Annotated in this window: 26 protein-coding genes and 1 pseudogene; 22 read left to right on the top strand and 5 right to left on the bottom strand. The window is 53.5% G+C overall.

Going from position 1 to position 22,948, the window contains the following annotated elements; all coding sequences use genetic code 11:
- From J2125_RS07380 to J2125_RS07350, 7 genes and pseudogenes are all read left to right on the top strand, one after another.
- Positions 1-285, top strand: a complete 285-nt coding sequence (locus tag J2125_RS07380; RefSeq protein WP_017801198.1) for a hypothetical protein — start codon at positions 1-3, stop codon at positions 283-285.
- 136 nt (positions 286-421) lie between these two features.
- Positions 422-817, top strand: coding sequence for a hemagglutinin repeat-containing protein (locus J2125_RS25255; RefSeq protein ID WP_083865636.1), 396 nt, complete (start codon positions 422-424; stop codon positions 815-817).
- 22 nt (positions 818-839) lie between these two features.
- Positions 840-1,094, top strand: coding sequence for a type II toxin-antitoxin system ParD family antitoxin (locus tag J2125_RS07370; protein ID WP_017801195.1), 255 nt, complete (start codon positions 840-842; stop codon positions 1,092-1,094).
- 5 nt (positions 1,095-1,099) lie between these two features.
- Entirely contained in the window at positions 1,100-1,402 is a 303-nt protein-coding gene (locus J2125_RS07365) for a type II toxin-antitoxin system RelE/ParE family toxin (RefSeq protein WP_017801194.1), read from the top strand.
- A 322-nt stretch (positions 1,403-1,724) separates the two neighbouring features.
- Positions 1,725-1,931: pseudogene (locus J2125_RS07360) on the top strand (Imm8 family immunity protein); the annotation flags it as partial.
- 386 nt (positions 1,932-2,317) lie between these two features.
- Positions 2,318-3,202: an Rpn family recombination-promoting nuclease/putative transposase gene (locus J2125_RS07355; protein ID WP_017801192.1), complete on the top strand. Its 885-nt coding sequence runs from the start codon at positions 2,318-2,320 to the stop codon at positions 3,200-3,202.
- A gap of 123 nt (positions 3,203-3,325) precedes the next feature.
- Complete coding sequence (locus J2125_RS07350; RefSeq protein WP_026111707.1) at positions 3,326-4,735, top strand: aminotransferase-like domain-containing protein; 1,410 nt, start codon at positions 3,326-3,328, stop codon at positions 4,733-4,735.
- A 1-nt stretch (position 4,736) separates the two neighbouring features.
- On the opposite strand, the gene J2125_RS07345 is transcribed toward J2125_RS07350, so the two are convergent.
- Complete coding sequence (locus J2125_RS07345) at positions 4,737-5,222, bottom strand: YlaC family protein (RefSeq protein ID WP_017801190.1); 486 nt, start codon at positions 5,220-5,222, stop codon at positions 4,737-4,739.
- Between the two features lie 118 nt (positions 5,223-5,340).
- Complete coding sequence (locus J2125_RS07340) at positions 5,341-5,628, bottom strand: hypothetical protein (protein WP_157819443.1); 288 nt, start codon at positions 5,626-5,628, stop codon at positions 5,341-5,343.
- A gap of 568 nt (positions 5,629-6,196) precedes the next feature.
- Here J2125_RS07340 and J2125_RS07335 point away from each other — a divergent pair.
- Complete coding sequence (locus J2125_RS07335; protein ID WP_209499479.1) at positions 6,197-7,204, top strand: sigma-54 interaction domain-containing protein; 1,008 nt, start codon at positions 6,197-6,199, stop codon at positions 7,202-7,204.
- Positions 7,205-7,215: 11 nt separating this feature from the next.
- Here J2125_RS07335 and J2125_RS07330 read toward each other — a convergent pair whose 3' ends face one another.
- On the bottom strand, positions 7,216-7,680 hold the full coding sequence (locus tag J2125_RS07330; RefSeq protein WP_017801187.1) for a hypothetical protein: 465 nt from the start codon (positions 7,678-7,680) through the stop codon (positions 7,216-7,218).
- Positions 7,655-8,614, bottom strand: coding sequence for a winged helix-turn-helix domain-containing protein (locus J2125_RS07325; RefSeq protein ID WP_017801186.1), 960 nt, complete (start codon positions 8,612-8,614; stop codon positions 7,655-7,657). The genes J2125_RS07330 and J2125_RS07325 overlap by 26 nt, the downstream gene beginning before the upstream one ends.
- A gap of 533 nt (positions 8,615-9,147) precedes the next feature.
- On the opposite strand from J2125_RS07325, the gene J2125_RS07320 reads away from it, so the two are divergent.
- The 14 genes from J2125_RS07320 to mdcH all read left to right on the top strand — a co-directional run bounded on the left by J2125_RS07320 (position 9,148) and on the right by mdcH (position 21,993).
- The gene (locus tag J2125_RS07320) at positions 9,148-9,837 is read left to right on the top strand and encodes a FliA/WhiG family RNA polymerase sigma factor (protein WP_017801185.1); all 690 of its coding nucleotides are present in this window, start codon (positions 9,148-9,150) and stop codon (positions 9,835-9,837) included.
- A gap of 232 nt (positions 9,838-10,069) precedes the next feature.
- On the top strand, positions 10,070-10,675 hold the full coding sequence (locus tag J2125_RS07315) for a cupin domain-containing protein (protein ID WP_026111705.1): 606 nt from the start codon (positions 10,070-10,072) through the stop codon (positions 10,673-10,675).
- A gap of 188 nt (positions 10,676-10,863) precedes the next feature.
- Entirely contained in the window at positions 10,864-12,303 is a 1,440-nt protein-coding gene (locus J2125_RS07310; RefSeq protein ID WP_017801183.1) for a circularly permuted type 2 ATP-grasp protein, read from the top strand.
- The gene (locus tag J2125_RS07305; protein ID WP_017801182.1) at positions 12,297-13,226 is read left to right on the top strand and encodes an alpha-E domain-containing protein; all 930 of its coding nucleotides are present in this window, start codon (positions 12,297-12,299) and stop codon (positions 13,224-13,226) included. The genes J2125_RS07310 and J2125_RS07305 overlap by 7 nt, the downstream gene beginning before the upstream one ends.
- Positions 13,223-14,020: a transglutaminase family protein gene (locus J2125_RS07300; RefSeq protein WP_017801181.1), complete on the top strand. Its 798-nt coding sequence runs from the start codon at positions 13,223-13,225 to the stop codon at positions 14,018-14,020. The genes J2125_RS07305 and J2125_RS07300 overlap by 4 nt, the downstream gene beginning before the upstream one ends.
- A 23-nt stretch (positions 14,021-14,043) precedes the next feature.
- Entirely contained in the window at positions 14,044-14,748 is a 705-nt protein-coding gene (locus J2125_RS07295) for a proteasome-type protease (RefSeq protein ID WP_026111703.1), read from the top strand.
- A 206-nt stretch (positions 14,749-14,954) separates the two neighbouring features.
- Positions 14,955-16,610, top strand: a complete 1,656-nt coding sequence (gene mdcA, locus J2125_RS07290; protein WP_209499478.1) for a malonate decarboxylase subunit alpha — start codon at positions 14,955-14,957, stop codon at positions 16,608-16,610.
- Positions 16,610-17,464 (top strand): triphosphoribosyl-dephospho-CoA synthase, encoded by an 855-nt coding sequence (locus tag J2125_RS07285; protein ID WP_017801178.1) that lies wholly within the window; start codon positions 16,610-16,612, stop codon positions 17,462-17,464. Before mdcA ends, J2125_RS07285 begins: the two co-directional genes overlap by 1 nt.
- 17 nt (positions 17,465-17,481) lie before the next feature.
- Positions 17,482-17,781, top strand: a complete 300-nt coding sequence (mdcC, locus tag J2125_RS07280) for a malonate decarboxylase acyl carrier protein (protein ID WP_017801177.1) — start codon at positions 17,482-17,484, stop codon at positions 17,779-17,781.
- Entirely contained in the window at positions 17,774-18,610 is an 837-nt protein-coding gene (locus J2125_RS07275) for a biotin-independent malonate decarboxylase subunit beta (RefSeq protein ID WP_017801176.1), read from the top strand. The genes mdcC and J2125_RS07275 overlap by 8 nt, the downstream gene beginning before the upstream one ends.
- The gene (mdcE, locus tag J2125_RS07270) at positions 18,607-19,410 is read left to right on the top strand and encodes a biotin-independent malonate decarboxylase subunit gamma (RefSeq protein WP_017801175.1); all 804 of its coding nucleotides are present in this window, start codon (positions 18,607-18,609) and stop codon (positions 19,408-19,410) included. Before J2125_RS07275 ends, mdcE begins: the two co-directional genes overlap by 4 nt.
- Before the next feature lie 108 nt (positions 19,411-19,518).
- Entirely contained in the window at positions 19,519-20,478 is a 960-nt protein-coding gene (locus tag J2125_RS07265; protein ID WP_017801174.1) for an AEC family transporter, read from the top strand.
- A gap of 4 nt (positions 20,479-20,482) precedes the next feature.
- The gene (locus tag J2125_RS07260; protein WP_017801173.1) at positions 20,483-21,094 is read left to right on the top strand and encodes a malonate decarboxylase holo-ACP synthase; all 612 of its coding nucleotides are present in this window, start codon (positions 20,483-20,485) and stop codon (positions 21,092-21,094) included.
- Positions 21,091-21,993 carry a malonate decarboxylase subunit epsilon gene (mdcH, locus tag J2125_RS07255; RefSeq protein ID WP_017801172.1) on the top strand — a complete coding sequence of 301 codons (903 nt, stop codon included), beginning with the start codon at positions 21,091-21,093 and terminating at the stop codon, positions 21,991-21,993. Before J2125_RS07260 ends, mdcH begins: the two co-directional genes overlap by 4 nt.
- Here the strand turns inward: mdcH and J2125_RS07250 are convergent.
- Positions 21,959-22,909, bottom strand: coding sequence for a LysR family transcriptional regulator (locus J2125_RS07250; protein ID WP_017801171.1), 951 nt, complete (start codon positions 22,907-22,909; stop codon positions 21,959-21,961). The two genes, mdcH and J2125_RS07250, sit on opposite strands and share 35 nt — an antisense overlap.
- Positions 22,910-22,948 lie beyond the last annotated feature (39 nt).

Raw genomic sequence — 22,948 nt, 5'->3', positions numbered from 1 at the left:
ATGGAAATAGATCTTGATGTTCTGGAAAGTGCGGTGCAAAAGATATTCTCGGACATGCGTTCACAAGGTGTTAACAGTGTGCCTTTGGAGGCTGATTTTTACTGGAATATCCCTTCAGAGGCGCTTTACGACCCTTACAATAAGCCAGCAGATCTGGATATAGGGCAGTTAGAAGAAGACTATGAAAACCTTGTTCAGACAAGTAAGAGAGATCTTTTAATAGGTTATAACTTAAAAAATATCTCAGTATTACTTCGATACCTATCAGAAAAACATCCATCGTAAAGAAAACCCTCGGCCATCGAGCCGGGGTTTTACGTTATTAGCCTACCGGATGGTTATCTGCCCCGGCTGCGCGATCACTTCTATCTTTTGCCCGATCTCAAATCCAAATTTATCCATCGCGTGGATCTCGGGCTGACTGCGTAAACTGTCGCTAAGCCTAAGTAAGTCATATGCAGTTGAATCAGATATCACCCTTGATGCTGCGCGGGATATCACGCTACAGGCGGCCAAAGATAGCCAGAAACAGGAGGGGAGTAATTCCAGCAAAGGCGGGTCCATCGGCATTGGCCTGACTGCGGGACCCGGCGGAACCGGCCTGACGATTTCGGCCAGTATGAACGCCGCAAAAGGCAATGAGAAAGGCAACAGCACCAGCTGGAACGAAAGCACCATTGATGCAGGCAACCAGGCAAATCTTATCAGCGGTCGTGATACCACACGGAAAGGCGCACTGGTCAATGGCGACAGCCGAATAAATCAGCAGTTGATGATAAAGCACGACTCTGAAATACTAACAGATAATAACTGTTAGTAATCGAGGCGGAGAAAGCATCATGCCAACCAGTGTAGCCCTTAGTCCCTACTTCGAAGCATTCATCCGGGAGCAAATCGATAGTGGACGCTATAACAACACCAGCGAGGTTATCCGTGCCGGACTGCGTGCGCTTGAGGAACGGGAACAACAGCTGAAGCTTGAAGCGTTACAAAAAGCGGTCAGCGCAGGGATCAATAGCGGTGAAGGCAGGGATGCTGAAGAAGTATTCGGTCGTCTGTCACGTAAGTATCGCCGTATGGCCGAAGGTGACTAAAAAGCATGAAGCTGAGTGTATCGCCACTGGCCGAACAGGATATAGAAGCCATCGGTGACTATATCGCACAGGATAACCCGGTAAGAGCAGTCGGTTTCACCGAAGAGCTGTACCAGCAATGCCTGCTAATAGGTGAAACGCCGGTGCATTATCGGCAAAGGCCTGAGCTGGGAAGACATATCAGAAGCTGTGCTTACGGGCGTTATCTTATTGTGTTCAGTGCTCGTGATACGGAAGTAAGAATTGAACGGGTACTGCACGGAGCCAGAGATATCAACAACCTGTTCCAGGAACCACCAGAAAGCTAACTGGTTATCTGTAAGCCTCTTTGGTTTGCCGCCGAGGAGTAAAACAAAATGGACAGCGGACGTTCCAGCCTAAAGGGCAGCAGCAATAATAACGGCAGCAGTACTGATGTGATGTATGGAGTCTGGCTCCTTAAAACAGTAGAAAAATGCGCGTCGGGGCAAAACGCTGCGGTGCCGAAAATGCACGGGCGAAAACTTGCTGCAAGCTGCTGACTGCACAGGGAAATGCGGTGTACGGCGGCTGACTCCGCAACGGAAGATGTTGTTGTGGAGAATAATGCGCTGGGCTGTACGCCTCTCACCTGCAAAACTGGGATCGACCTTATGCAAACATCACTGGCTACCTGAACTGATGCGACACACGCTTCTGGTACGTAAATACGATTTGGATGAGATCACAAAAACCATCACAAATTATACAGATCAATGCGAAGATAAAGACTGGATGGAAATAGCGCAAAAAATCTTCCGTGTCTTTGCCTGGGAATATGAAGACTATCAGCCTTATACGACAAATCCCGACGACTAAGCCGGGATTTTACATGCTCAGCCGGGTGTCGCCAGCCGGATGATCATCTCTCCCCGCCTGGTCTCAAACCCCAGTGCCGCCATCAGATAGCTCTTAAAGATAGTGGGCGCGGTTGGGGTAGTAGTAAGAGATAATTTTACGGGATTAATAAATCTGGGGTTATGCCAGTATGTTATTTAACTTCTATCGTTAATATGAAATATCTATTAACCTGGTGTTTATGAAAACGCCTGAAAAAAATCATATTTTTCTACGGCATTTCTCACGAATATATAAATTGCGCCTTTGTTTTTATTTTCTTCCTGGTTATTTTTACCACCGCTCTAATGCAAGGCTTTTCTGCTGAAAGCCAGGTAATGTCAAACGGAATGACGGGACGAAGTAACATGGCCATCACCTCTACACCACATGATACGGTGTTTAAACAATTTCTCTCTGACCCGGCAATAGCCAGATATTTTCTGCAGGCTCATCTGCCAGCTGCTTTTTTACGGCGTTGCAATCTGGATAGCCTGCAGCTGGCGTCAGGCAGTTTTATCGACAATAACCATCGGGAACTTCGCGCGGATATCTATTACTCAATGAAAAGTACTAGTGGAAACGGTAATATTTATTGCGTGATTGAACATCAGAGTTCACCCCACAGACATATGGCTTATCGGCTGTTGCGCTATGTTGTTGCCGGGATGCAGCCCTGGTACGATGCCAGACGCAAGTCATTACCGCTGGTTATTCCGATTGTTTTCTATCATGGGCGTCAAAGGCCCTATCCACATTCACGCTATTTGCGAAAGACTACTAATGAGCCGGAATTGGTGATGGGACTGCATGACACCTGTTTTCTGCTGGTGGATATTTCAACCATTCCCGATGATGAAATTATCAGTCATAAAGGGTTGGCACTGCTTGAGTTTATGCAGAAGAATATTTTTGCGCGAGATCTGTCGGTACACTTTGAGCAGCTGGTTATGCTACTGGAAAGCAATATGAATACGGAGGCACAGCGCGCTGCGGCGATTAAATATATACTACGGGCAGGAGACACAGCAGACACAACATCATTTATCCATATGCTGGCGAAACGTTTACCACAAGACAAGGAGTTAATTATGACTATGTCGCAGAAACTGGAGCTGAAAGGGCGTCAGGAAGGGCGTCAGGAAGGCGTGCTTAAAGTTGCCCGTGCAATGCTCCGGGAAGGAATGAAAATGTCTACCGTGATGAAAGTAACCGGTCTGACAAAAGCCGATCTTAAACGACTCGGTCATTGATAACTGTTAAAGGTGGCATATCAGCCCGTACCATTCACTGCCACCTTCACTATCCGCCACGACAATCCCGCCGCCATTATCTATAATAGTTCCCTTCTAACCCCAAATGGCCTGTAACAGATCGTGGCAAAATACCAGCAGTTGGTGCATCAGATACGTGCGCAGATTGAAGCAGAAGTGTGGCAACCTGGCGAACGCCTGCCTTCATTGCGCGAGCAGGTAGCGCTTAGCGGCCTGAGCCTGATGACGGTGATGCATGCTTATCAGGTGCTGGAGAGTCAGGGCTGGATCCTGTCGCGTCCGCAATCTGGCTACTATGTGGCGCCGCGCGCAGAGTTCCTGAGCCAGCCGGTCAGCCATCAGAAGGTGCAACTGGCGGAAACCGTTGATATCAATGCCTTTATCTTTGATGTATTACAGGCCTGCCGCGATCCTGCGATTATGCCGTTTGGTTCCGCTTTTCCCGATCCGGAGCTGTTTCCGCAGCGGCAGCTGATGCGCTCGCTTAATAGCGTGTCGCGCACGCTCACCTCCGCCGATGCGATTAATAACCTGCCGCCGGGTAATGAAGCGCTGCGCAAAATGCTGGCGCAACGCTATGCCCAGCAGGGCGTTACCGTATCACCAGATGAAATTGTGATTACCAACGGCGCGATGGAAGCGCTGAACCTTAGCATGCAGGCAGTGACCGAACCGGGTGACTGGGTAGTGATTGAGAACCCTTCATTTTACGGCGCGTTACAGGCGATTGAGCGGCTCAAACTCAAGGCGGTGGCCATTGCCACCGACCCGCAGCATGGTATGGATCTCGATGAGCTAAGAAGGGCGCTGGCGCGCTGGCCAGTCAAAGCCTGCTGGCTGATGACCAACCAGCAGAATCCGGTAGGCTTTACACTGACGGCGGAAAAAAAACAGCAACTGGTCGCGCTGCTGGCGGAATATAACGTGGCGCTGATTGAAGATGATGTTTACAGCGAGCTCTATTTTGGCGGCGAAAAGCCGTTACCGGCAAAGGCGTTCGATCACGCCAGCAATGTGCTGCATTGTTCTTCATTCTCGAAAAATCTGGTCGCCGGTTTCCGTGTCGGCTGGGTGGCAGCGGGCAAACATGCCCAGCGCATTCAGCGTTTACAGCTGATGAGCACCCTGTCGACCAGTACGCCGATGCAGCTGGCACTGGCCAACTATCTTGGCACACGCAGTTACGACAGCCATCTGCGCAAGCTGCGTCAGCTGCTGGAGCAGCGTAAAAATCTGGCGCGCCAGTCGTTAAAACGCCACTTGCCGGATGGCACGCGGATTAACGATTCGCGTGGTGGCTATTTTCTCTGGATTGAGTTGCCGAAGCAGGTCAATGCCACTGAGCTTTATTACCAGGCGCTAAGCCACCAGATCAGTATTGCGCCGGGCAGCATGTTCTCGTCAGGCCAGCAGTATACGAACTATTTTCGTTTTAATGCGTCGTGGGCATGGGATGATGCGCAGGAAACGGCAGCGGCGACGCTTGGCGGCCTGATAGCCGCCATGATGTGATTTAAACTGTGGCCGCCGGGGTGTTGCCCCAGGTCAGAGAATAGACGTCATAAAAATCCACTTCGCCTTTCTTCGATAGCAACTGGTTAATGCCGGCTTTGACATTTTCCGGGGTGGCGTGATGGTTAAGGATCTCGGTGATCGCCTTATCAGACAGGGTGCGCACATAATACCATTCGCCGTAATAACAGACGCGCAGATCGTGCAGGTGGTCGATATCCTCAAAGCGATATTTCGGATTAATATCCAGCAGCATCAGCACGCTCATCACCAGGATAAACACCGTTGCGCCCCAGAATGCCGGCCAGCCAAGAAAATCGGTGGTAAAGATCAGTACCACGGTCAGGGCGTAACAGATATACATCGACAGCCACAGGCCAGGATGGGTTTTAAGAAAGTTAAAGCTGAAGCGAGGTTTATTGTCGCGCTGCTCTTCACGATTGAGTACGTCGATCTCACGCTGCAGGATCTGTTTTATTTCGTTCATTATTCACCTCGGTGCACAAACTCCAACCAGAGTAAAATTAGAACACGTGGCGCCAGATAATAACAGACACAGTTATGGCTCATTTTTCTATAACAGTTACTGCAGGTGGCGCAAAATGCTACTCCTGGACGTGCTGGCGATCTTTTGCCGCGGCGTCGCCATCCGGGCCATCTTCCGGTTCAGCTGGCTGGCTATCACTCCGACGCAGTATCAGGCTGGCGACCATCATTGCCGCCGGGATCGGCAGCAGAGTGACGAGGAATTTGAGTACTACCAGCACATTGGTCAGCATCAGCTGACCAGGCGCGCTGTTTTCACTGAGCTGCATCGCAATCTGATTGATCGACTCAATAGCGTCCTCGATCAGCTGCTGATAGTAAGAAAAGAAAAATGCTACGGTAAACACACTGGTCACCAGACCCGTCGTCAGGGTGGCATCTATTAAACGCGGGCGCCTCCTCTTGACGCGCGCCCGCGCCTCACACCGTTTGCTAACATCAGGCTTTTCACTTTTATCACCACTACTGTTACCTGACATCATTACGTCCTCAAACGTTAAACTCCTTCGCCAGACCGTAATAATGCTGAAAAGTATTCAGTAGTAATACGCGTGGATTTAAAACTTTGGTTGCCAGCGGTGATGATAAAAATCTGACGATTTTTATCAATCAATCTGAAATTGTACCGGTTTTAACGTGACAAACAGGTGCGCCTTATCATTCAACTCCGCAGGGAATGTATTTGTCTGCATTAAATAGGATGCTTATGTAACATGCAATACCGTTTCGCTTATTAATGAATTAATTTTTATTTTATGAGATAATTAATATTAATTTATAACTGCATGATTTTATTGAATTAAAGCTTTAATTTTCCATTAATTCTGGTTATGAAATTAGTCATGAGTATATACTTGTGAGATGTTTTAACGGCAGCTGGTAATATTTAAAGCTACAGGGTGGAGGATTATTGTTATGGATTGGATTGGGGGTTTTCCCGATAAAAAACATGGCGATTATATTGCTAAAGCACCATCCAGTGTCAGTCTGTTCTCGCTGGCCAGCCGGCTGGCTCAATTCAATGTTCCGGTATTGATTACCGGTGAAACCGGTACCGGAAAGGAGTGCGTGGCGAGATATATTCACCACGCCGCTTTTGATCAGGCAGCACCCTATGTTGGGGTTAACTGTGCGGCGATTCCGGAGAATATGCTGGAAGCCGCTCTCTTTGGCTATGAAAAGGGCGCTTTTACAGGTGCGATTAACAGTCAGCCGGGAAAATTTGAGCAGGCAAATGGCGGAACATTATTGCTGGATGAAATCGGCGATATGCCACTCTCATTGCAGGTTAAATTACTGCGCGTGTTACAGGAGCAGGAAGTTGAGCGACTTGGCAGCTATAAAAAAATCTCTCTGAATATCCGGCTGATCGCCTCGACCAATAAAGATCTCGGTGTGGAGATCGCTGAAGGGCGCTTCCGCCTGGATCTCTATTATCGGCTTGCGGTGGTGCCGATTCATATTGCACCGCTGCGTGAGCGTAAGCAGGAGATTATTCCACTGGCCGAATTCTTTATGCACAAATATCGTCAGTTGCTGCCACAAACGCCGACGCTAACCGATGACGCCCGCCTGCTGCTGGAAGGTTATCACTGGCCTGGTAATGTACGCGAGCTGGAAAATATCGTTCAGCGCGGGCTGATTATGAGTGTCGATGGCAAGCTAAACGCCGCGTGCTTTGGTCTGCAACTTTCAGGTGAGTTAGTGTCGGAGGTGATGCTGAGCAGCGGTATGCCGGGGGAACTGAGCGGCAAAATTTCGATCAAACAGCGTGGACGTATCGCCGAGTTTCAATACATCGTCGATCTGCTCAATCACTATCAGGGAAATAGAGCAAAAACCGCTGAGTTCCTCGGCATTACACCGCGGGCGCTGCGTTACCGGCTGGCCTCTATGCGCCAGCAGGGGTTTAATCTGGGATGAACAGTCGACACTCATTTATCGTAACTCAATATCAATCCTGACGGCATAACCACCACCCGACGATTTTCAAACTCAAAACCATTCAGCGTTGCGCCGTTATGCGCCATAAAACTTAAAACATTCTGCACCAGTCGATGACCTTGCGGGTTGGCATAGTAGAGTGGCTGATAACTGTAAAGTAAGCCGGCAGGAGTGCGGTGTTGCAGCTGCATCTTTATTCTGCTGCTGAAGCGGTTATCATCAGGGCTGGTGAGGGTGATAAACACCACCCCGCCGCGCACTTCAAAGCGCGGATTGTAAAGCTCACGTTTATTGCCCAGTAAATCGTAATAGCCCAGCTGAAGATTTTCGCTGGTGATCTGCGGTAAAAAAATATTGCTGGTATTGGTCGCTGGCAGCGAACGGACCAGCATTGCCAGCAACAGAATCAGAAATACCAGTACCATCAGGCTAATTGACGCAAACTGCCATTTCATTAAGTTTTCGCTCCGTTTCATCGAAAATCAGGGAATTAAGCTGAGTGATATCCTGCCGCCAGTGAAAGAGATTCATTGCCAGCTGACGTTGATCGCAACGACTGCGTAAACTGATTGTCAGGTTGAGCAAGGTAATCGATGAGTGAAAATAGATATCCATTTTCACCTGTCGCTCTTTGAGAAGGTGATCGAGCTTTAATAGTGTGGCGCCCATGATGCTATTTAACTCTTCACGTGTTCCTTCATTACCAGGATTAAATTGCTCTAATTGCAGCAGCCGAATCTGGCGGTAAACCCCGGCCTGATATTCTGTAAAGCGCGGTTGCGGCGTATGATCGTTAAGCCAGATTACGGTGGCTAAGGTCAGCACGATAATCTGTAACAGAAAAATCCCCTGCCACAAACGACGCGAATGTTTACCGTGTTGCGTGGCAGACTGTTGTTCGTTTTCCGGCAGTGGTGCTGCCATCCACTCCTCCGCCGGTGAGCTTTCCGCTGGCGGCAATCTTTCTGGCTCCTCGCCAGCAATCCGCTCTTCACCGTTTTCTGACGGTTCATGCTGCGGATCTTTTTCATGGCGACGAAAATGACAAAAGGAGGCATCCAGCATATAGCCTTTTTTCGGAATGGTTTTAATAATGCGCTGCTGTTTACCGTCATCTTCCAGTGCCACACGCAGCGCATGAATGGCATTCGGTAAGCTGTTACTGCCAATCACCCGGCGTTCCCACACCAGCGTATTCAGCTCTTCACGTGTAAGAATCTGGTCAGCATGCTTGATCATCACAATCAGTAATTTCAGCTGATATTCACCCAGCCGCCGCTGTTCACCACTCTGCTGGTGAATTAATGCGCCTGCGCTGATATCGATAAGCCAGTTGTTAATGACACATTCGGCATTTATGCCGGTCCGCAAGGTTGAAATACTTAGCATTGCTATAATGAATCACTCAAAAATGCGCCTGATGTAATTAAAGCAAGAAAAATCTTAATCCGCCAGGGCTGAAGATTAATTCACTTGCCGTATATTGTTTATATTTAGCGCAGGGTTATTGCGCCATTTAACCTATTCTGAAACGCTTTAAGAGTAAAGGGCATTTTTTTGATGTTTCGGACTTCTCTTTTTTTAATAACAGCTTATATATCAAGGCATTTTAAAAGGCACTGTTCAATAATGTTAAAAAATATTAATAACTTTTAAATGATATTATATTTACATAAATGGTTTTAACTTTCCGTTTAAGATTGGTTTATTTTACGTTGCGCTTATTTCCGTTTCAGGGAGGTTAACTTCCCCTGGAGCGGAAGAGAAATTTCCTATGGTTTTGCCATCAGGCTGGTTTTATTCTGTTTTAAATCCTGGCATGCGCTTTGCTATATAACTGGCCTGGCATTTGCCTGGATGGTGATAAGTTGCCTTTTGCGGACGTATTAATTTATGGAATGATTTTCTGATGATTATTTAGCATGAGCGTATTTAACGATATTACCACTCTTACACCAGCAGAAGAGAGTCACTATTTACAGCAGTGGTTGCCATTAGTTAAAGGTGTGGTGCGCCAGCTCCTGATGCAGGCCGATAGCGTCATGGGACGCGACGATTTGGAGCAGGTGGCATTAATCGGGTTGCTGGACGCGCTGCGCCGTTATGGTCGTCCCGACGAGCAGTTTGCCTGCTACGCCTTACAGCGCGTCCGCGGAGCGGTGCTCGATCAGTTGCGGCTGCACGACTGGCGCCCGCGTCGTTTGCGACAGAAAACGCATAAAATCAACGATGCAGTACGCGAACTGACGCGCAAGCTGGGTTATCAGCCCACCGAGGAGGAGATCCGTACTCATCTGGGCCTGAGCAGCAAAACATTCCATGAATATCTGCTGCTGGAAACCGCCGGCAGCATGGAAAGCTTTGACGATCTGCTGCTGGTTGACGGGCTGGGTTCGGCATTACAGGGACGGATTATGGAGGAGGAAATTGAGGTTCAGCGCACCTTTATGCTGGCGCTCAGTTCACTTGATGAGCGTGAGAAAGTCATTCTGATGCTCTATTACCAGAAAGAGATGAGTCTGAGGGAAATAGCGTTAATGCTGGATTTAACAGAGGCGCGCATTTGCCAGCTGAATAAAAAGATCAGTGAAAAAATCAGAAAATTCTTCTGAGTGAAACCCGCATCCGGGCCTGCCCGACAATCAGTTGCTCATGTTTTAGAACTCTGTCATTGGTTCTGCCGGTGAACATCGACACCGGTTTTTTTTGCTTATTAATGGAATTTGACTTAAGTGGATAAAAATTAAGTGATTATGTGATCGTGATGGCCATGATTTGTGTTGCACCTCTGTTAATAACTGCCACACTGAATATATCGGTTTTCTTTTTAACGGGAGAAGTCATATGTTCCCCTCCTCAGGCAATTTGTTATTAATGATGTCATTTGCCGCCGGAACCTTTTCAGCCGGGATCTCTGGCAATCCTCAGCATCTGATGCTGGGAGCGCCAGCCAATGGTGTGCCCAATAATCCCTTGCCGCTGATTATTTATCCGCGCGTGGTGCCGGATGAGATTGAAGATATTGCGGCTTATTTTGAACAGCAGTTTGCTCAACATGGCTGGAGCCCACGCTGGCGTGCGCCGGTGTTTCCTTATACCCATTATCACTCCAACACCCATGAGCTGCTGGGCGTCTGTGAGGGTTGGGCTGAAATCCTGTTTGGTGGCGAGAGTGGTCGTATGGTGACTCTGCGCGCTGGCGATGCGGTACTGATCCCGGCGGGGGTCGGTCATCGACAAGTTGCCGCCAGTGAGGAATTTTTCACCGTTGGCGCCTATCCTCAAGGTATGGAGCCCGATACGTTGCGCGATGACCAAAGTAAAATGGCGCAGGCTATCGAAAATATTCAACGTGTGCCGATGCCGCCAACCGATCCGATTACTGGCGGCGAAGGCGCCGTGACGGAACTCTGGCATCCCATCGCGACCCAGGAACGATTTGCACTGTAATGGTGCGTGAAGTCTCTTTCACCGCATTACCCTTTGACGGGAGCGCACAGCGGCGCTCTCGTTGACATTTCTTACCCTCTCGCAGGGAGCGAATTGACTCGCTCCGCATCAACACCGATATCTGTTGAACTGACTGGCACACTTTGTGCAGTTCAATAGCTGGGTCCACTGACAGCGGTAGGGAAATCATGAATCAAAGCTATGCACTGGCGCCAAATTTTTATGATGAGATGTTGCTGAACGATGGCCAATATCGTCAGCATTACCGCGAATACTGGAACTGGTTAAAGCAGGCTGATAAAGAGGCGATTGCGCGTAAGCGTGAAGAAGCCGAACTGCTGTTTCACCGTGTCGGCATCACCTTTAACGTCTATGGCGATGATGACGGCGCTGAACGCCTGATTCCATTCGACAGCGTACCGAGGATTATTCCCGCCAGCGAATGGGCGATGCTGGATCGCGGGATCCGCCAGCGCGTTCAGGCGCTGAATACTTTTCTGCATGATATCTACCATCAACAACATATCCTGAAAGCGGGCATTATTCCGCCCGAACAGGTGATGGTAAACGATCAATACCAGCCCTGCATGCAGGGGGTCGATCTGCATCGCAATATCTATGCGCATATTGTCGGTGTCGATATGGTGCGCAATAACGATGGCGAATATTACGTTCTCGAAGATAACCTGCGTACCCCGTCCGGCGTCTCCTATATGCTGGAAAACCGCAAAATGATGATGCGGCTCTATCCCGAGCTGTTTGCCCAGCAGCGTATCGCGCCGGTGGAGCGCTATCCTTCGCACTTGCTGCAAACCCTGCGTGAAAGCACGCCGGTTAATGATCCGGTGGTGGTGGTACTGACGCCGGGGCGTTTTAACAGCGCCTATTTTGAACACAGTTTTCTCGCCCAGCAGATGGGTGTGGAACTGGTGGAAAGCGCCGATCTGTTTGTTAAAGATGGCGCGGTGCTGATGCGCACCACCGCCGGGCCGTGCAAAGTGGATGTGATTTACCGCCGCGTGGATGATGCTTTCCTCGATCCGCTGGCGTTCCGTCCGGATTCAATGCTCGGCGTGCCGGGGCTGCTGTCGGTCTATCGCGCCGGCAATGTGGTGCTGGCCAATGCCATCGGCACCGGGGTGGCGGACGATAAATCGATCTACCCGTATGTACCGGATATGATCCGTTTTTATCTCGATGAAGATCCGATTCTGAATAATGTGCCGACCTGGCAGTGCCGACGCCCGGCGGATCTCTCGTGGGTGCTGGCCAACCTGCCCAAACTGGTGGTGAAAGAGGTGCATGGTGCCGGTGGTTACGGCATGTTAATTGGCCCGGTGGCCAGCCGCAAACAGCTGGAAGATTTCCGCGCGCTGCTGCTGGCGAAGCCGGAAAACTATATTGCGCAGAATACGCTGGCGCTTTCCACCTGCCCGACATTTATTGATAACGGTCTGGCGCCGCGGCATATCGACCTACGTCCGTTCGCCCTGAGCGGCGCCGAGATGCGATTGGTGCCTGGTGGTCTTACCCGCGTCGCGTTAAGCGAAGGCTCGCTGGTGGTCAACTCCTCACAGGGTGGCGGCACCAAGGATACCTGGGTTCTGGAGGATGACGCATCATGCTAAGTCGCACAGCCAGTGGGCTTTACTGGATGGCACGCTACCTGGAGCGCGCGGAGAATATCGCCCGTATTCTCGATGTCACTAACCGCCTGACGCTGATGCCGGTCCGCGGCAGTCACGAAGATGAACTGCTGGTGCCGCTGAGCCTGACCGGCACCAAAGCGCTGTTTGATAGCCTTAGCCTGCCACTCACCATGCCGGAGCTGTTTAAATTCTTTGTACTGGATGAGCGCAACCCGAGCAGTATCTTCAGCTGTCTGCAGGCAGCATGGAACAATGCCCATGCGGTGCGCGGCAGCCTGTCATCAGAAGTGTGGGAAAGTATTAATTCCAGCTGGATCGATATGCGCAATATCCGCCGCAAAGGGGTAGTGAATGCTGATGCCGACAGCTTTTTTGACTGGGTGAAGGAGCGCTCGCATCTGTTTCGCGGCGCGATGTTTGGCACTCTGCTGCGCGGTGATGCGATGTCGTTTATTCGCCTTGGCACCCTGCTGGAGCGCTGTGACTGCACCGCGCGTCTGCTGAATATTAACCAGTATCTGCTGGAGAAGCATGACGATTCGGTGCGGGAATACTATCGCCTCGATACCCTGCTGCGTGCGGTGTCAGCGCGTGAAGCCTATAACGCCATTTTTAAACAGCAGCTGATGGCGGAAAACGTCAGTGAGATGCTGATTCTGCGCAATGAAAGTCCGCGCTCCCTGCGCGCCTGCATTGAAGAGATTGATAATCAGCTGGGGCTGATTGGCAGCAGCGGCGACGATCGGCCGCGCTATCTGGTCAGCGTGCTGCATGCGGAAATGCGTTTTACCAGTTACGCCACCCTGACCAGTGACGGATTACATCGCTGGCTGGACCGTTTTCTCAGTGATATCAACACCCTCGCCATAAGTATTAACCTGACCTATCTGGAGGCAAAATGAGGCTGAATATTGAGCATAAAACCGCTTATACCTACGAAAGTCTGGTAAAAAGCAGTACGCAATATCTGCGTCTGACGCCCCAGGATTCGGTACACCAGCATATTATCTCCTGGCAGCTGATTCTGCCGGAAGATGCGATCCGCACTACCGACACTTATGGCAATGTGCTGCATGTGCTGACCATGGACAAACCGCATCAGCTGCTGGAAATTGAGGCGCGCGGAGTGGTGGAGATCTACGATGAAGTGGAAATGGCGCCCGATCCGGAGTGCCTCCTGTCGCCGCTGATCTTTCTGCGCTTTAGCCCGCTGACGCAGCCCGACGCGGCGATCCGTGATTTTGCCCAGCGTTACTGGCGCGCTGAGGCGCCGCTGGAGAGTCTGGAAACGCTGATGGCTGAACTGCTGCTGAAAATGCCTTATCAGCCGGGCAGCACCACGGTGACCGATAACGCAGCGAAAGTATTTGCCGCCGGGACCGGGGTTTGCCAGGATCACAGTCATGTATTTTTAGCCTGTTGTCGTAGCTTAAGTATCCCGGCTCGCTATGTCAGTGGATACCTTTATACTGACAACGTCGAACATGTCGCCACTCACGCCTGGGTTGAAGTCTGGCTTGATGGCAGTTGGCACAGCTTTGATATCACTAATAATACCCGCAGTTTACGACAGCATCTGAAACTGGCCGTCGGCGTCGATTATCTTGATGCCTGTCCGGTGCGGGGGATGCGTCTGGGCGGCGGCGGTGAAGATATGCTGGCAATGGCTGCAGTGCAGAAGGCGCACCCGCAGTAGAGATCCATTTATCGGGCGTTTTTATGACTTATTGTGTGGCAATGCGGCTGTCATCAGGGATGATCTTTGTTTCCGATACGCGCACGAATGCGGGTGTCGATCATATCTCTTCATTCCGTAAACTTCATGTCTTTCAGCAGGATGATGAGCGAACGCTGGTGCTGCAAAGCGCCGGTAATCTGGCGACGACGCAAAGCGTGCTGAGTCTGCTGCGGCGTGACTGCGGCAGCGCGGAAAAAGCCAATCTGATGAGCTGCAGCAATATGTACGATGTGGCGCTGCTGGTGGGCGATATGCTGCGCGACGTGCTGAAACGTGATGGCGAAGAGTTTAGCGGTACGCTGCTGCTCGGCGGGCAGATTAAGGGCGAAGAGCCGCGTCTGTTCCAGATCTACCCGCAGGGCAATTTTATCGAAGCCAGTGTTGATACGCCGTACTTTCAGATTGGTGAAAGCAAATATGGCAAGCCGATTATCGATCGCGTGTTGCGTTACGATACGCCGCTGGACCAGGCGATGCAGTGCGCGCTGATTTCGATGGACTCCACCCTCGCCAGTAATATTTCGGTCGGTCTGCCGCTGGACGTGATGTTTTATCACAGCGATACCTTTAGCGATGGCGAGCAGTACCATATCACTGAGCAACATCCCTACTATTCACAAATCCGCCAGTTATGGAGCAAAGGGCTGCTGAGCGTGTTTTCTCAGCTACCGCCGTTGCAGTTGTAGACAGGACGGGCGGCGTGCTCGCCGCCATTTTGTGACCTCAGCCACTCCCACCAGTTTTTAACTCCATGAATATTTTACTAAAATTATAATCATTACCCTCAGGCTAATGTTCCGTCGCGCTGCTTGATTGATGCCGCCTGGTCAACTTCTTACACTTAATCTCAGTCAGGTTATTCACAGAACTGAATTGAATCAGGAGGTTAACCATGTTGCCTGGACAAGCGTCTCCACGTGTCTGGGATACGCGCCGCAGCGAAAAGCGACGTCGCATCGCATCCCTGAATTTACAGGGAAAAGTCTTACCCACTGCCGATTTACCGGCTTTACTGGAAAAACTGATCGCCCCCGGCGATCGGGTGATCCTCGAAGGTAATAATCAGAAACAGGCCGATTTTCTTTCTCGCATGCTGGCGGAAGTCGATCCGGCGAAAGTACACGATCTGCATATGATTATGCCGAGTGTCGGGCGCAGTGAGCATCTGGATATCTTCGAGAAAGGCATTGCGCGTAAACTCGATTTCTCCTTTTCTGGTACGCAGAGCCTGCGTATCTCGCAGCTGCTGGAAGATGGCGTGCTGGAGATCGGCGCGATCCACACCTATATCGAACTCTATGCCCGTCTGTATGTCGATCTGATCCCCAATGTAGCGCTGGTGGCGGGCTTTAAAGCTGACCGCAAAGGCAATCTCTACACCGGAGCGAGCACCGAAGATACGCCCGCACTGGTGGAAGCGGCGGCTTTCCGTGATGGCCTGGTAATTGCGCAGGTCAACGAGCTGGTGGATGACGAGAGCGATCTGCCGCGCGTCGATATTCCCGGCTCCTGGGTCGATTTTGTGGTGGTGGCGGACAAGCCATTCTTTATCGAACCGCTGTTTACCCGCGATCCGCGCATGATCAAACAGGAACATATCCTGATGGCGATGATGGCGATTAAAGGCATCTACGCTGAGCATCAGGTGCAGTCGCTGAATCACGGCATTGGCTTTAATACCGCAGCAATCGAACTGCTGCTGCCGACTTACGGCGAGCAGCTGGGTCTGAAAGGCAAAATCTGCCGTCACTGGACGCTTAATCCGCATCCAACGCTGATCCCCGCCATTGAAAGCGGCTGGGTGGAGAGTGTCCACAGCTTTGGTAGCGAGCTGGGGATGGAAAACTATATCGCCGCGCGTCCTGATGTGTTCTTCACCGGATCCGACGGATCGATGCGATCGAATCGCGCCTTCTGTCAGCTGGCCGGGCAGTACGCGGTGGATATGTTTATCGGCTCGACGCTGCAAATCGATGGCTACGCCAACTCCTCAACCGTGACCCGTGGACGCCTCTCCGGCTTCGGCGGTGCGCCAAATATGGGCCACGATCCGCATGGTCGTCGCCACGCGACTCCCGCCTGGCTGGCGATGATCGACAAACCCGATCCGATGGTTCGCGGTCGCAAGCTGGTGGTGCAGATGGTGGAAACCTTCCAGGCCGGGGTTAAGCCGACCTTTGTCGAAAAACTCGATGCGGTTGAAGTAGCGAAAGCGGCGGCAATGCCGCTGGCGCCGGTGATGATCTACGGCGATGACGTTACCCATGTGCTGACCGAAGAGGGAATTGCCTACCTCTATCGTGCGCAGTCGATGGAAGAGCGTCGCGCCATGGTGGCGGCGGTAGCGGGTATTACCGATATCGGCCTCGGCGTTGATGCTGGTCGTGTGGCGCAGCTGCGTCGTGAAGGCAAAGTGGCGTTCCCGGAAGATCTGGGGATCCGCCGTACCGAAGCCAGCCGTTCATTGCTGGCGGCCGGTAGTGTGGCGGATCTGGTCGAATGGTCCGGCGGTTTATATAACCCGCCAGCGAAATTCCGGAGCTGGTAATGAAGCTACAACCTGGTTTTTCCACCACTGACGCCGAGCAGAGCGCCGGGTATTTAGCCCGAGTGGCGACGGCGTGTCTGATTGCGGAAGCCCGCCTCAGTCCGAAACCCGGGCTGGTGGATGCTCGCGGCAATGGCGCGCATCAGGATTTAACTCTGGCGCTGATGGAACGTTCAGCCCACAGCCTGACGCCAACTTTTTATCACCTGGCGCTGCACAGCTGGCAACGCCGTGCGGATATCGCGCTGCGTCAGCAGGCAGGAAAACTGGGGCGCGAGGGGGAGGCCAGCATGATGGCGGCGACCGCCGGGGTGAATACCCATCGCGGCGCCATCTGGGCGCTGGGTCTGCTGGTATCGGCGGCGGCGATGCATGCTGGTATCGCCACTGCTGCGCAGCTTACCGACAGCGCCGCCCGTCTGGCGCGGCTGCCTGATGAGGCGGCGCCGAAGTCATTCAGCAAAGGTCTGCGCGCCACCCGGCGCTATCAGGTTCCGGGTGCGCGTGAAGAGGCGCAGCAGCGCTTTCCGCATGTGATGCAGCTGGCGCTGCCGCAGCTGCATTGCAGCCGTCAGCAGGGCGCCAGCGAAGCGGAGGCGCAACTTGATGCGCTGATGGCGATTATGACCTCGTTAAGCGATACCTGCGTGCTGTCGCGTGCCGGACTGGCTGGCTTACAGGCGATGCAGCAGGGCGCGAAGGCGGTGCTGAGCGCTGGCGGCTGTGCGCAGCCTGACGGACGCGCAGCCCTGGCGCAGCTCGACAGTCAGATGCTGGCATTGAATGCCTCGCCGGGCGGCGCTGCGGATCTGCTGGCCGCCACCCTGTTTTTAGACCGAATAACAGAAAATTAATTATCTGAGAGGACGTTATGGAACAAATCACCTTATCGTTTCCGGCCACGCGCACCCTGCAAGGCAGAGCGCTGGCGGGCGTGGTGGGTTCTGGCGATCTGGAAGCGCTGTTTGTGGCGAACACTGACAGCACGCTGCATGTCGCCATTACCACTTCGGTAGACAACAGTGAAGCGCGCTGGCGTGCGCTGTTTGACCGCTTAACCGCGCTCAGCAATCTGCCGGGCGGCACGCTGACGATTCACGACTTTGGCGCCACGCCAGGTGTGGCGCGTATCCGTATTGAACAGGTATTTGAGGAGGCGAGCGATGCGTGACGATCGCAGTTTTATCGAGCTGAAAGCGCGTGAGCGCGCCCGTCAGCTGCTGGATAGCGGCAGCTTCCGTGAACTGCTCGACCCTTTTGCTGGCATCACTTCTCCCTGGCTAAGTGGCCAGGGTATCGTGCCGCAGGCCGATGACGGCATGGTAGTAGCCAAAGGCACAATTAACGGTCAGCCCGCGGTAGTTATCGCTGTTGAAGGGGCGTTCCAGGGCGGCAGTATGGGCGAAGTTTCCGGCGCGAAAATGGCGGCGGCGCTGGAGCTGGCGGCGGAGGATAACCGCAACGGCATTGCCACCCAGGCGGTGCTGTGCCTGGAAACCGGTGGCGTGCGCCTGCAGGAAGCCAACCTCGGGCTGGCGGCGATTGCCGATATCCATGCGGCAATTGTCGATTTGCGCCGTTATACCCCGGTGATCGGCGTGATCGCCGGCACCGTCGGCTGCTTTGGCGGGATGTCGATTGCAGCGGCGTTATGCAGTTATCTGATTGTCACCCGCGAAGCGCGCCTCGGCCTCAATGGCCCGCAGGTAATAGAGCAGGAAGCGGGAATTGATGAGTACGACTCACGCGATCGTCCATTTATCTGGAGTATGACCGGCGGTGAAGTGCGCTATCAGAGCGGGCTGGTCGATGCGCTGGTCGGCGACGGTATCCAGGCGGTGAAACAGGCGGTCAATGCCGCGATTGCCAAAGGGGTGCCGCTACAGCATCGCTCTGATAACTATCACTACTATCTGCCGCTGTTGCAGCGGTTCGATACCAGCAAACAGGCCGACGCGCAGCAGATTCAACAGCTGTTCGCCGACAAGGAGGGTTTATGAGTCATCCAGTCAGTCGCGGTGAACGCTGGCTTTCACTGCTAAGCGCAGGCGGTCAGCGCCTGACAGGTCTCTGCCCGTCAGTACAGGTGGTGGATGGCAGCCTGGCGGGTCAGCCAGCACGATTTATCGCCGTGGTGCCGGATGCGGATAATCACTATCCGCGCGCGGCCAGAGGGGAAGTGGGACTACTGGAAGGCTGGACGCTGGCCAAAGTGGTTAACGAAGCAGTCGTCGCCGACGCCGGGCGTGCGGAAAAACGCATTATCGTGGCGGTGATTGATGTGCCAAGCCAGGCCTATGGCCGTCGGGAAGAAGCTTTTGGCATTCACCAGGCGCTGGCTGGCGCCGCAGGCGCATACGCTAACGCGCGGCTGGCCGGTCATCCGGTGATTGGTCTGATCGTCGGCAAGGCGATGTCCGGAGCATTTCTGGCTCATGGTTACCAGGCTAATCAGCTGATTGCATTTAACGATCCTGACGTGATGATTCATGCAATGGGCAAAGAGTCGGCGGCGCGCATCACCCTGCGCAGCGTTGAGGCGCTGGAGAAACTGGCGGCCACGGTGCCACCGATGGCCTACGACATCGGTAACTATCAGACGCTGGGCTTACTGGACAGCTTGCTGGATATTCAGCACCCCGACCAGCCCACTGAGGCTGATGTTCAGCAGGTAACCGACACCCTGATCGCCGCGGTCAGTCAGGCACGGGCTGGCGATCGCACGCTGTGTCACCGCCTGCGTGGCGCTAACCGACGCAGTTCCGCGCGGGTGCGCGAGCGTATGCGCGCCGACTGGTAAACCATTCCAGGACAAACCTGCCAGGGGTGTCCGTTATGGCCGCCCCTGAAAAAATAATAAATTCATCGCACCTGTGCTTAATCATAACTAATTGTTAACAGGTGATTTATGACTTACGTAATTGTTCATGCCCTTGCACCGATCTTTATTATTATGCTGTTAGGGTTTTATGCCGGTAAGGCGAAAATGGTCGATAACCATAACGTCTCACTGCTGAATATTTTTGTGATGGATTTTGCTCTGCCTGCGGCGCTGTTTGCCGCCACCGTGCAGACGCCGTGGAGCGGCATTGTGCAACAGTGGCCGCTGGTGGTGGTACTGACGCTGGCGATGTGGATCACCTATGGCGCTATCTATCTGCTGTGTACCAAAGTATTTGGTAAAACTCCGCAGGATGCGGCGGTGCTGACCCTGACCGTGGCGTTACCAAACTATGCCGCGCTGGGACTGCCGATTCTGAGCAGCGTGCTGGGCGATGGATCCACCACTTCGCTGTCGGTCGCGGTGTCGATTGCCTGTGGTTCGGTGCTGATGACGCCATTTTGCCTGCTGATCCTCGAACGTGAGAAAGCGTTAAAAGCGGGCGGTCACGCCGGTTCTTCGCTGGCGATGCTGCCGGTGCTGATGTGGCGTTCCGTCACCAAACCGATTGTCTGGGGACCGCTGCTGGGCGTGGTGCTGTCAGCTTTTGGCCTGCGGATGCCGGAGCTGCTGCTGACCTCGATCAAGCCACTGGGTCTGGCCGCTACCGCGGCGGCGCTGTTCCTGACCGGCGTAATTTTGTCGGCGCGCCAGCTGAAAATTAACCGGGTGGTGATAATTGGTAGCCTGGTGACCATGCTGGTTCAGCCGTTTATTGCCTGGGGACTGGTATTTATCCTCGGCATCCATGGCTCGCTGGCGATCACCGCGATTCTGATGGTGGCGCTGTCAGCCGGTTTCTTTGGCGTGGTGTTTGGTAACCGCTTTGGCGTTGAGTCGCCGGATGCTGAAGCCACATTGCTGATTAGCTCGGTGCTCTGTATTGTCACCCTGCCGCTATTTATCTCTCTGACCGCAGGAATCTGAACTGATGTCGCCACGCCCGCACGACCTGATCTGGCTGAATGCCGTTAACGCACTACAGGGAGAGCTGCCAGAGTGGGTCAGCAGCCAGTGGCGCGTCGCGCTGCCGCTGGTGGTGCGCCGTGATAGTCATCCGCAGGGGCTGATTGCGGTTGGCGTGCGTGGCCTGCGCCGCGACCAGCGTGCGGCGGGTTGGGTGGCGCCTGACGCCATTCAGCGCACGTTGACGCCGGAAACGCTGGCCGATGTCCAGCGGCTGCTGCGCTCGCCGTTTGTCTCACAGCAGCCGGTCCAGGCGGCGATTTTGCTGGCACAGCAATCCTGGTCGTGGTCGTGGGGCATTACCGGCAGCTGCGGCTATGCGCTGGCCAGCGAGGTGCCGGTGATGCATGGCGACAGCGATCTCGATCTGCTGATCCGCGCGCCGCAGCAGCTGGCCGCTGAAGAGCTGGCGCGCTGGAGCAGGAGGGTGGCCAGCCTGCCGTGTCGGGCGGACACTCAGGTAGAGACCCCGTATGGCGCTTTCGCCCTTAATGAATGGCTGCGCGATGGCCGGGTATTGCTGAAAACCAATTCTGGCCCGCGCATCACCTCAACCCCCTGGCAGGAGGCCGAATGAAAATCTTATTTACCTTTCCGGGACAGGGGCCGCAGCGTCCCGGCATGTTGCAGAATCTGCCGGATGGCGACAGTTTGCTGGATTGCGCCAGCGATATTCTCGGCGAGGATGCGCGCCAGCTCGATAGTGCTATGGCGCTGCAACATACCCGGGCGGTGCAGCTCAGTTTATTGATCTGCGGTGTGGCCTGGGCGCGGCAGTTAATTGCGCAGCAGGTGACGCCGGATTTTGTCAGTGGTCTGTCAATTGGCGCGTTTCCGGCGGCAGTAGTGGCCGGATCGCTGAGCTTTAACGATGCCCTCAGACTGGTGGCACTGCGCGGTGAACTGATGGAGCAGGCGTATCCGCAGGGTTACGGCCTTACCGCGATTGTCGGTCTGACGCAGAACCAGCTGGAGCCGCTGCTGGGCGCAACCTATCTGGCGAATATCAATGCTGAACAGCAACTGGTGATTGCTGGCAGCGATGCGGAGATGGCGGCAACCGCACAGCGCGCGCTGGCGGCAGGGGCACATAAAGCCCACCGGCTGGCGGTTAGCGTACCGTCCCACTGCGCGCTACTTCAGCAACCGGCGCAGCAGCTGGCGGCGGCTTTCACTGAGGTGAGGTTGCAGCGTCCGCGCTATGGTTATCTCAGTGGTAGCAGCGGCCGGGTGTTGTGGCAACCGGAGCGGATTGCGCAGGATTTAGCGCTGAATATGGCGCATACCGTCTGCTGGCACGAGGCAATGGTCGCCGCCAGCGAGCGCGAAGTCGGGCTGGCGATTGAGATGCCGCCGGGCGCGGTGCTCAGTGGCCTGACGCGCCAGGCGTTTTCCCATGGTGAAGCTATCGCGCTGGAGCAGAGCGGCAGCGAGCTGGCAATTAAACTGGCTCGTCGGGTGCGGGCGTTGCGCTAAACGGGGTATCACGGCTGTACATGCGTCCTTCAGCGACTAACGCCAGCAGGTTAGGGTCATGCTCACGGTTACTGTTAAAGACGATAGCGATGGTTTGTCGCATCTGATACGGTTCGGCCAGCTTCATCAGTTGCACTGAATTTTCATACACCTTTTTCATCCGGCCCGGCACCAGAGTCAAGCCCACACCGGCCTGGACCAGGCTCAGCAGCGAAAAGATGTCATTCACCCGCATCACGATATCCGGCTCAAATCCGGCGGTATGAAAGGCCTCCTGAAAACCGTGCCAGGTGGCGAAGCCCTCCGCCAGCGAGACAAATTTATGCTGGTGAAAGTCGCGCAGATCCGCTTCGCCGCTGAACTGCAGTGCTGAAGTGACAGGAGCGGCGAGAAAAATATCATCTTCAAACAGCGGCAATATCTGATGGCGACGGGAATCGATCTGGCTGTCGGTCAATGACAGTAAAATAGCATCCAGCTGATCCTCTTTCAGCTTATCGAGCAGCATCTGGTTGGAACCCATCACCAGCTCCAGTTCGATATCCGGACGGCGCAGTTTCATCCCCATAATCAGGCGCGGCACGGTTTCCAGCGTCAGTGAGTAGAGTGTGCCAATGCGCATCCGCCCCAGGCCAATGCCTGCGGCATTTCGCGTTTCGGTAATGCCGCACGCCATTACCTCCACCGCATCGATGCTATGCGCCAGCAAGGTATGCGCCGCCGGTAGTGGCACCAGATATCGCCCTTTATGCATAAATAGCGGGCAGCGCATATTCTCTTCCAGCGTGTGCAGCGCGCGATGCACGCTAACGCTGCTCAGGCCAAGCGCTGCGCCGGTACTGGCTATATTGCCACTCGCCATAAATGCGATAAAGATTTCCAGTTTACGGAAAGTTATATCAGTATCGATTTTCATCTGCTGACCTTAAGCTGAAATTAACTTGCTGTAAATAAG

The sequence above is a fragment of the Winslowiella toletana genome, assembly GCF_017875465.1.
GTDB classification, from domain to species: Bacteria; Pseudomonadota; Gammaproteobacteria; order Enterobacterales; family Enterobacteriaceae; genus Erwinia; species Erwinia toletana.
Note: the sequence above shows the minus strand (reverse complement) of the source record. Positions and strands in the feature narration are given on the sequence as shown.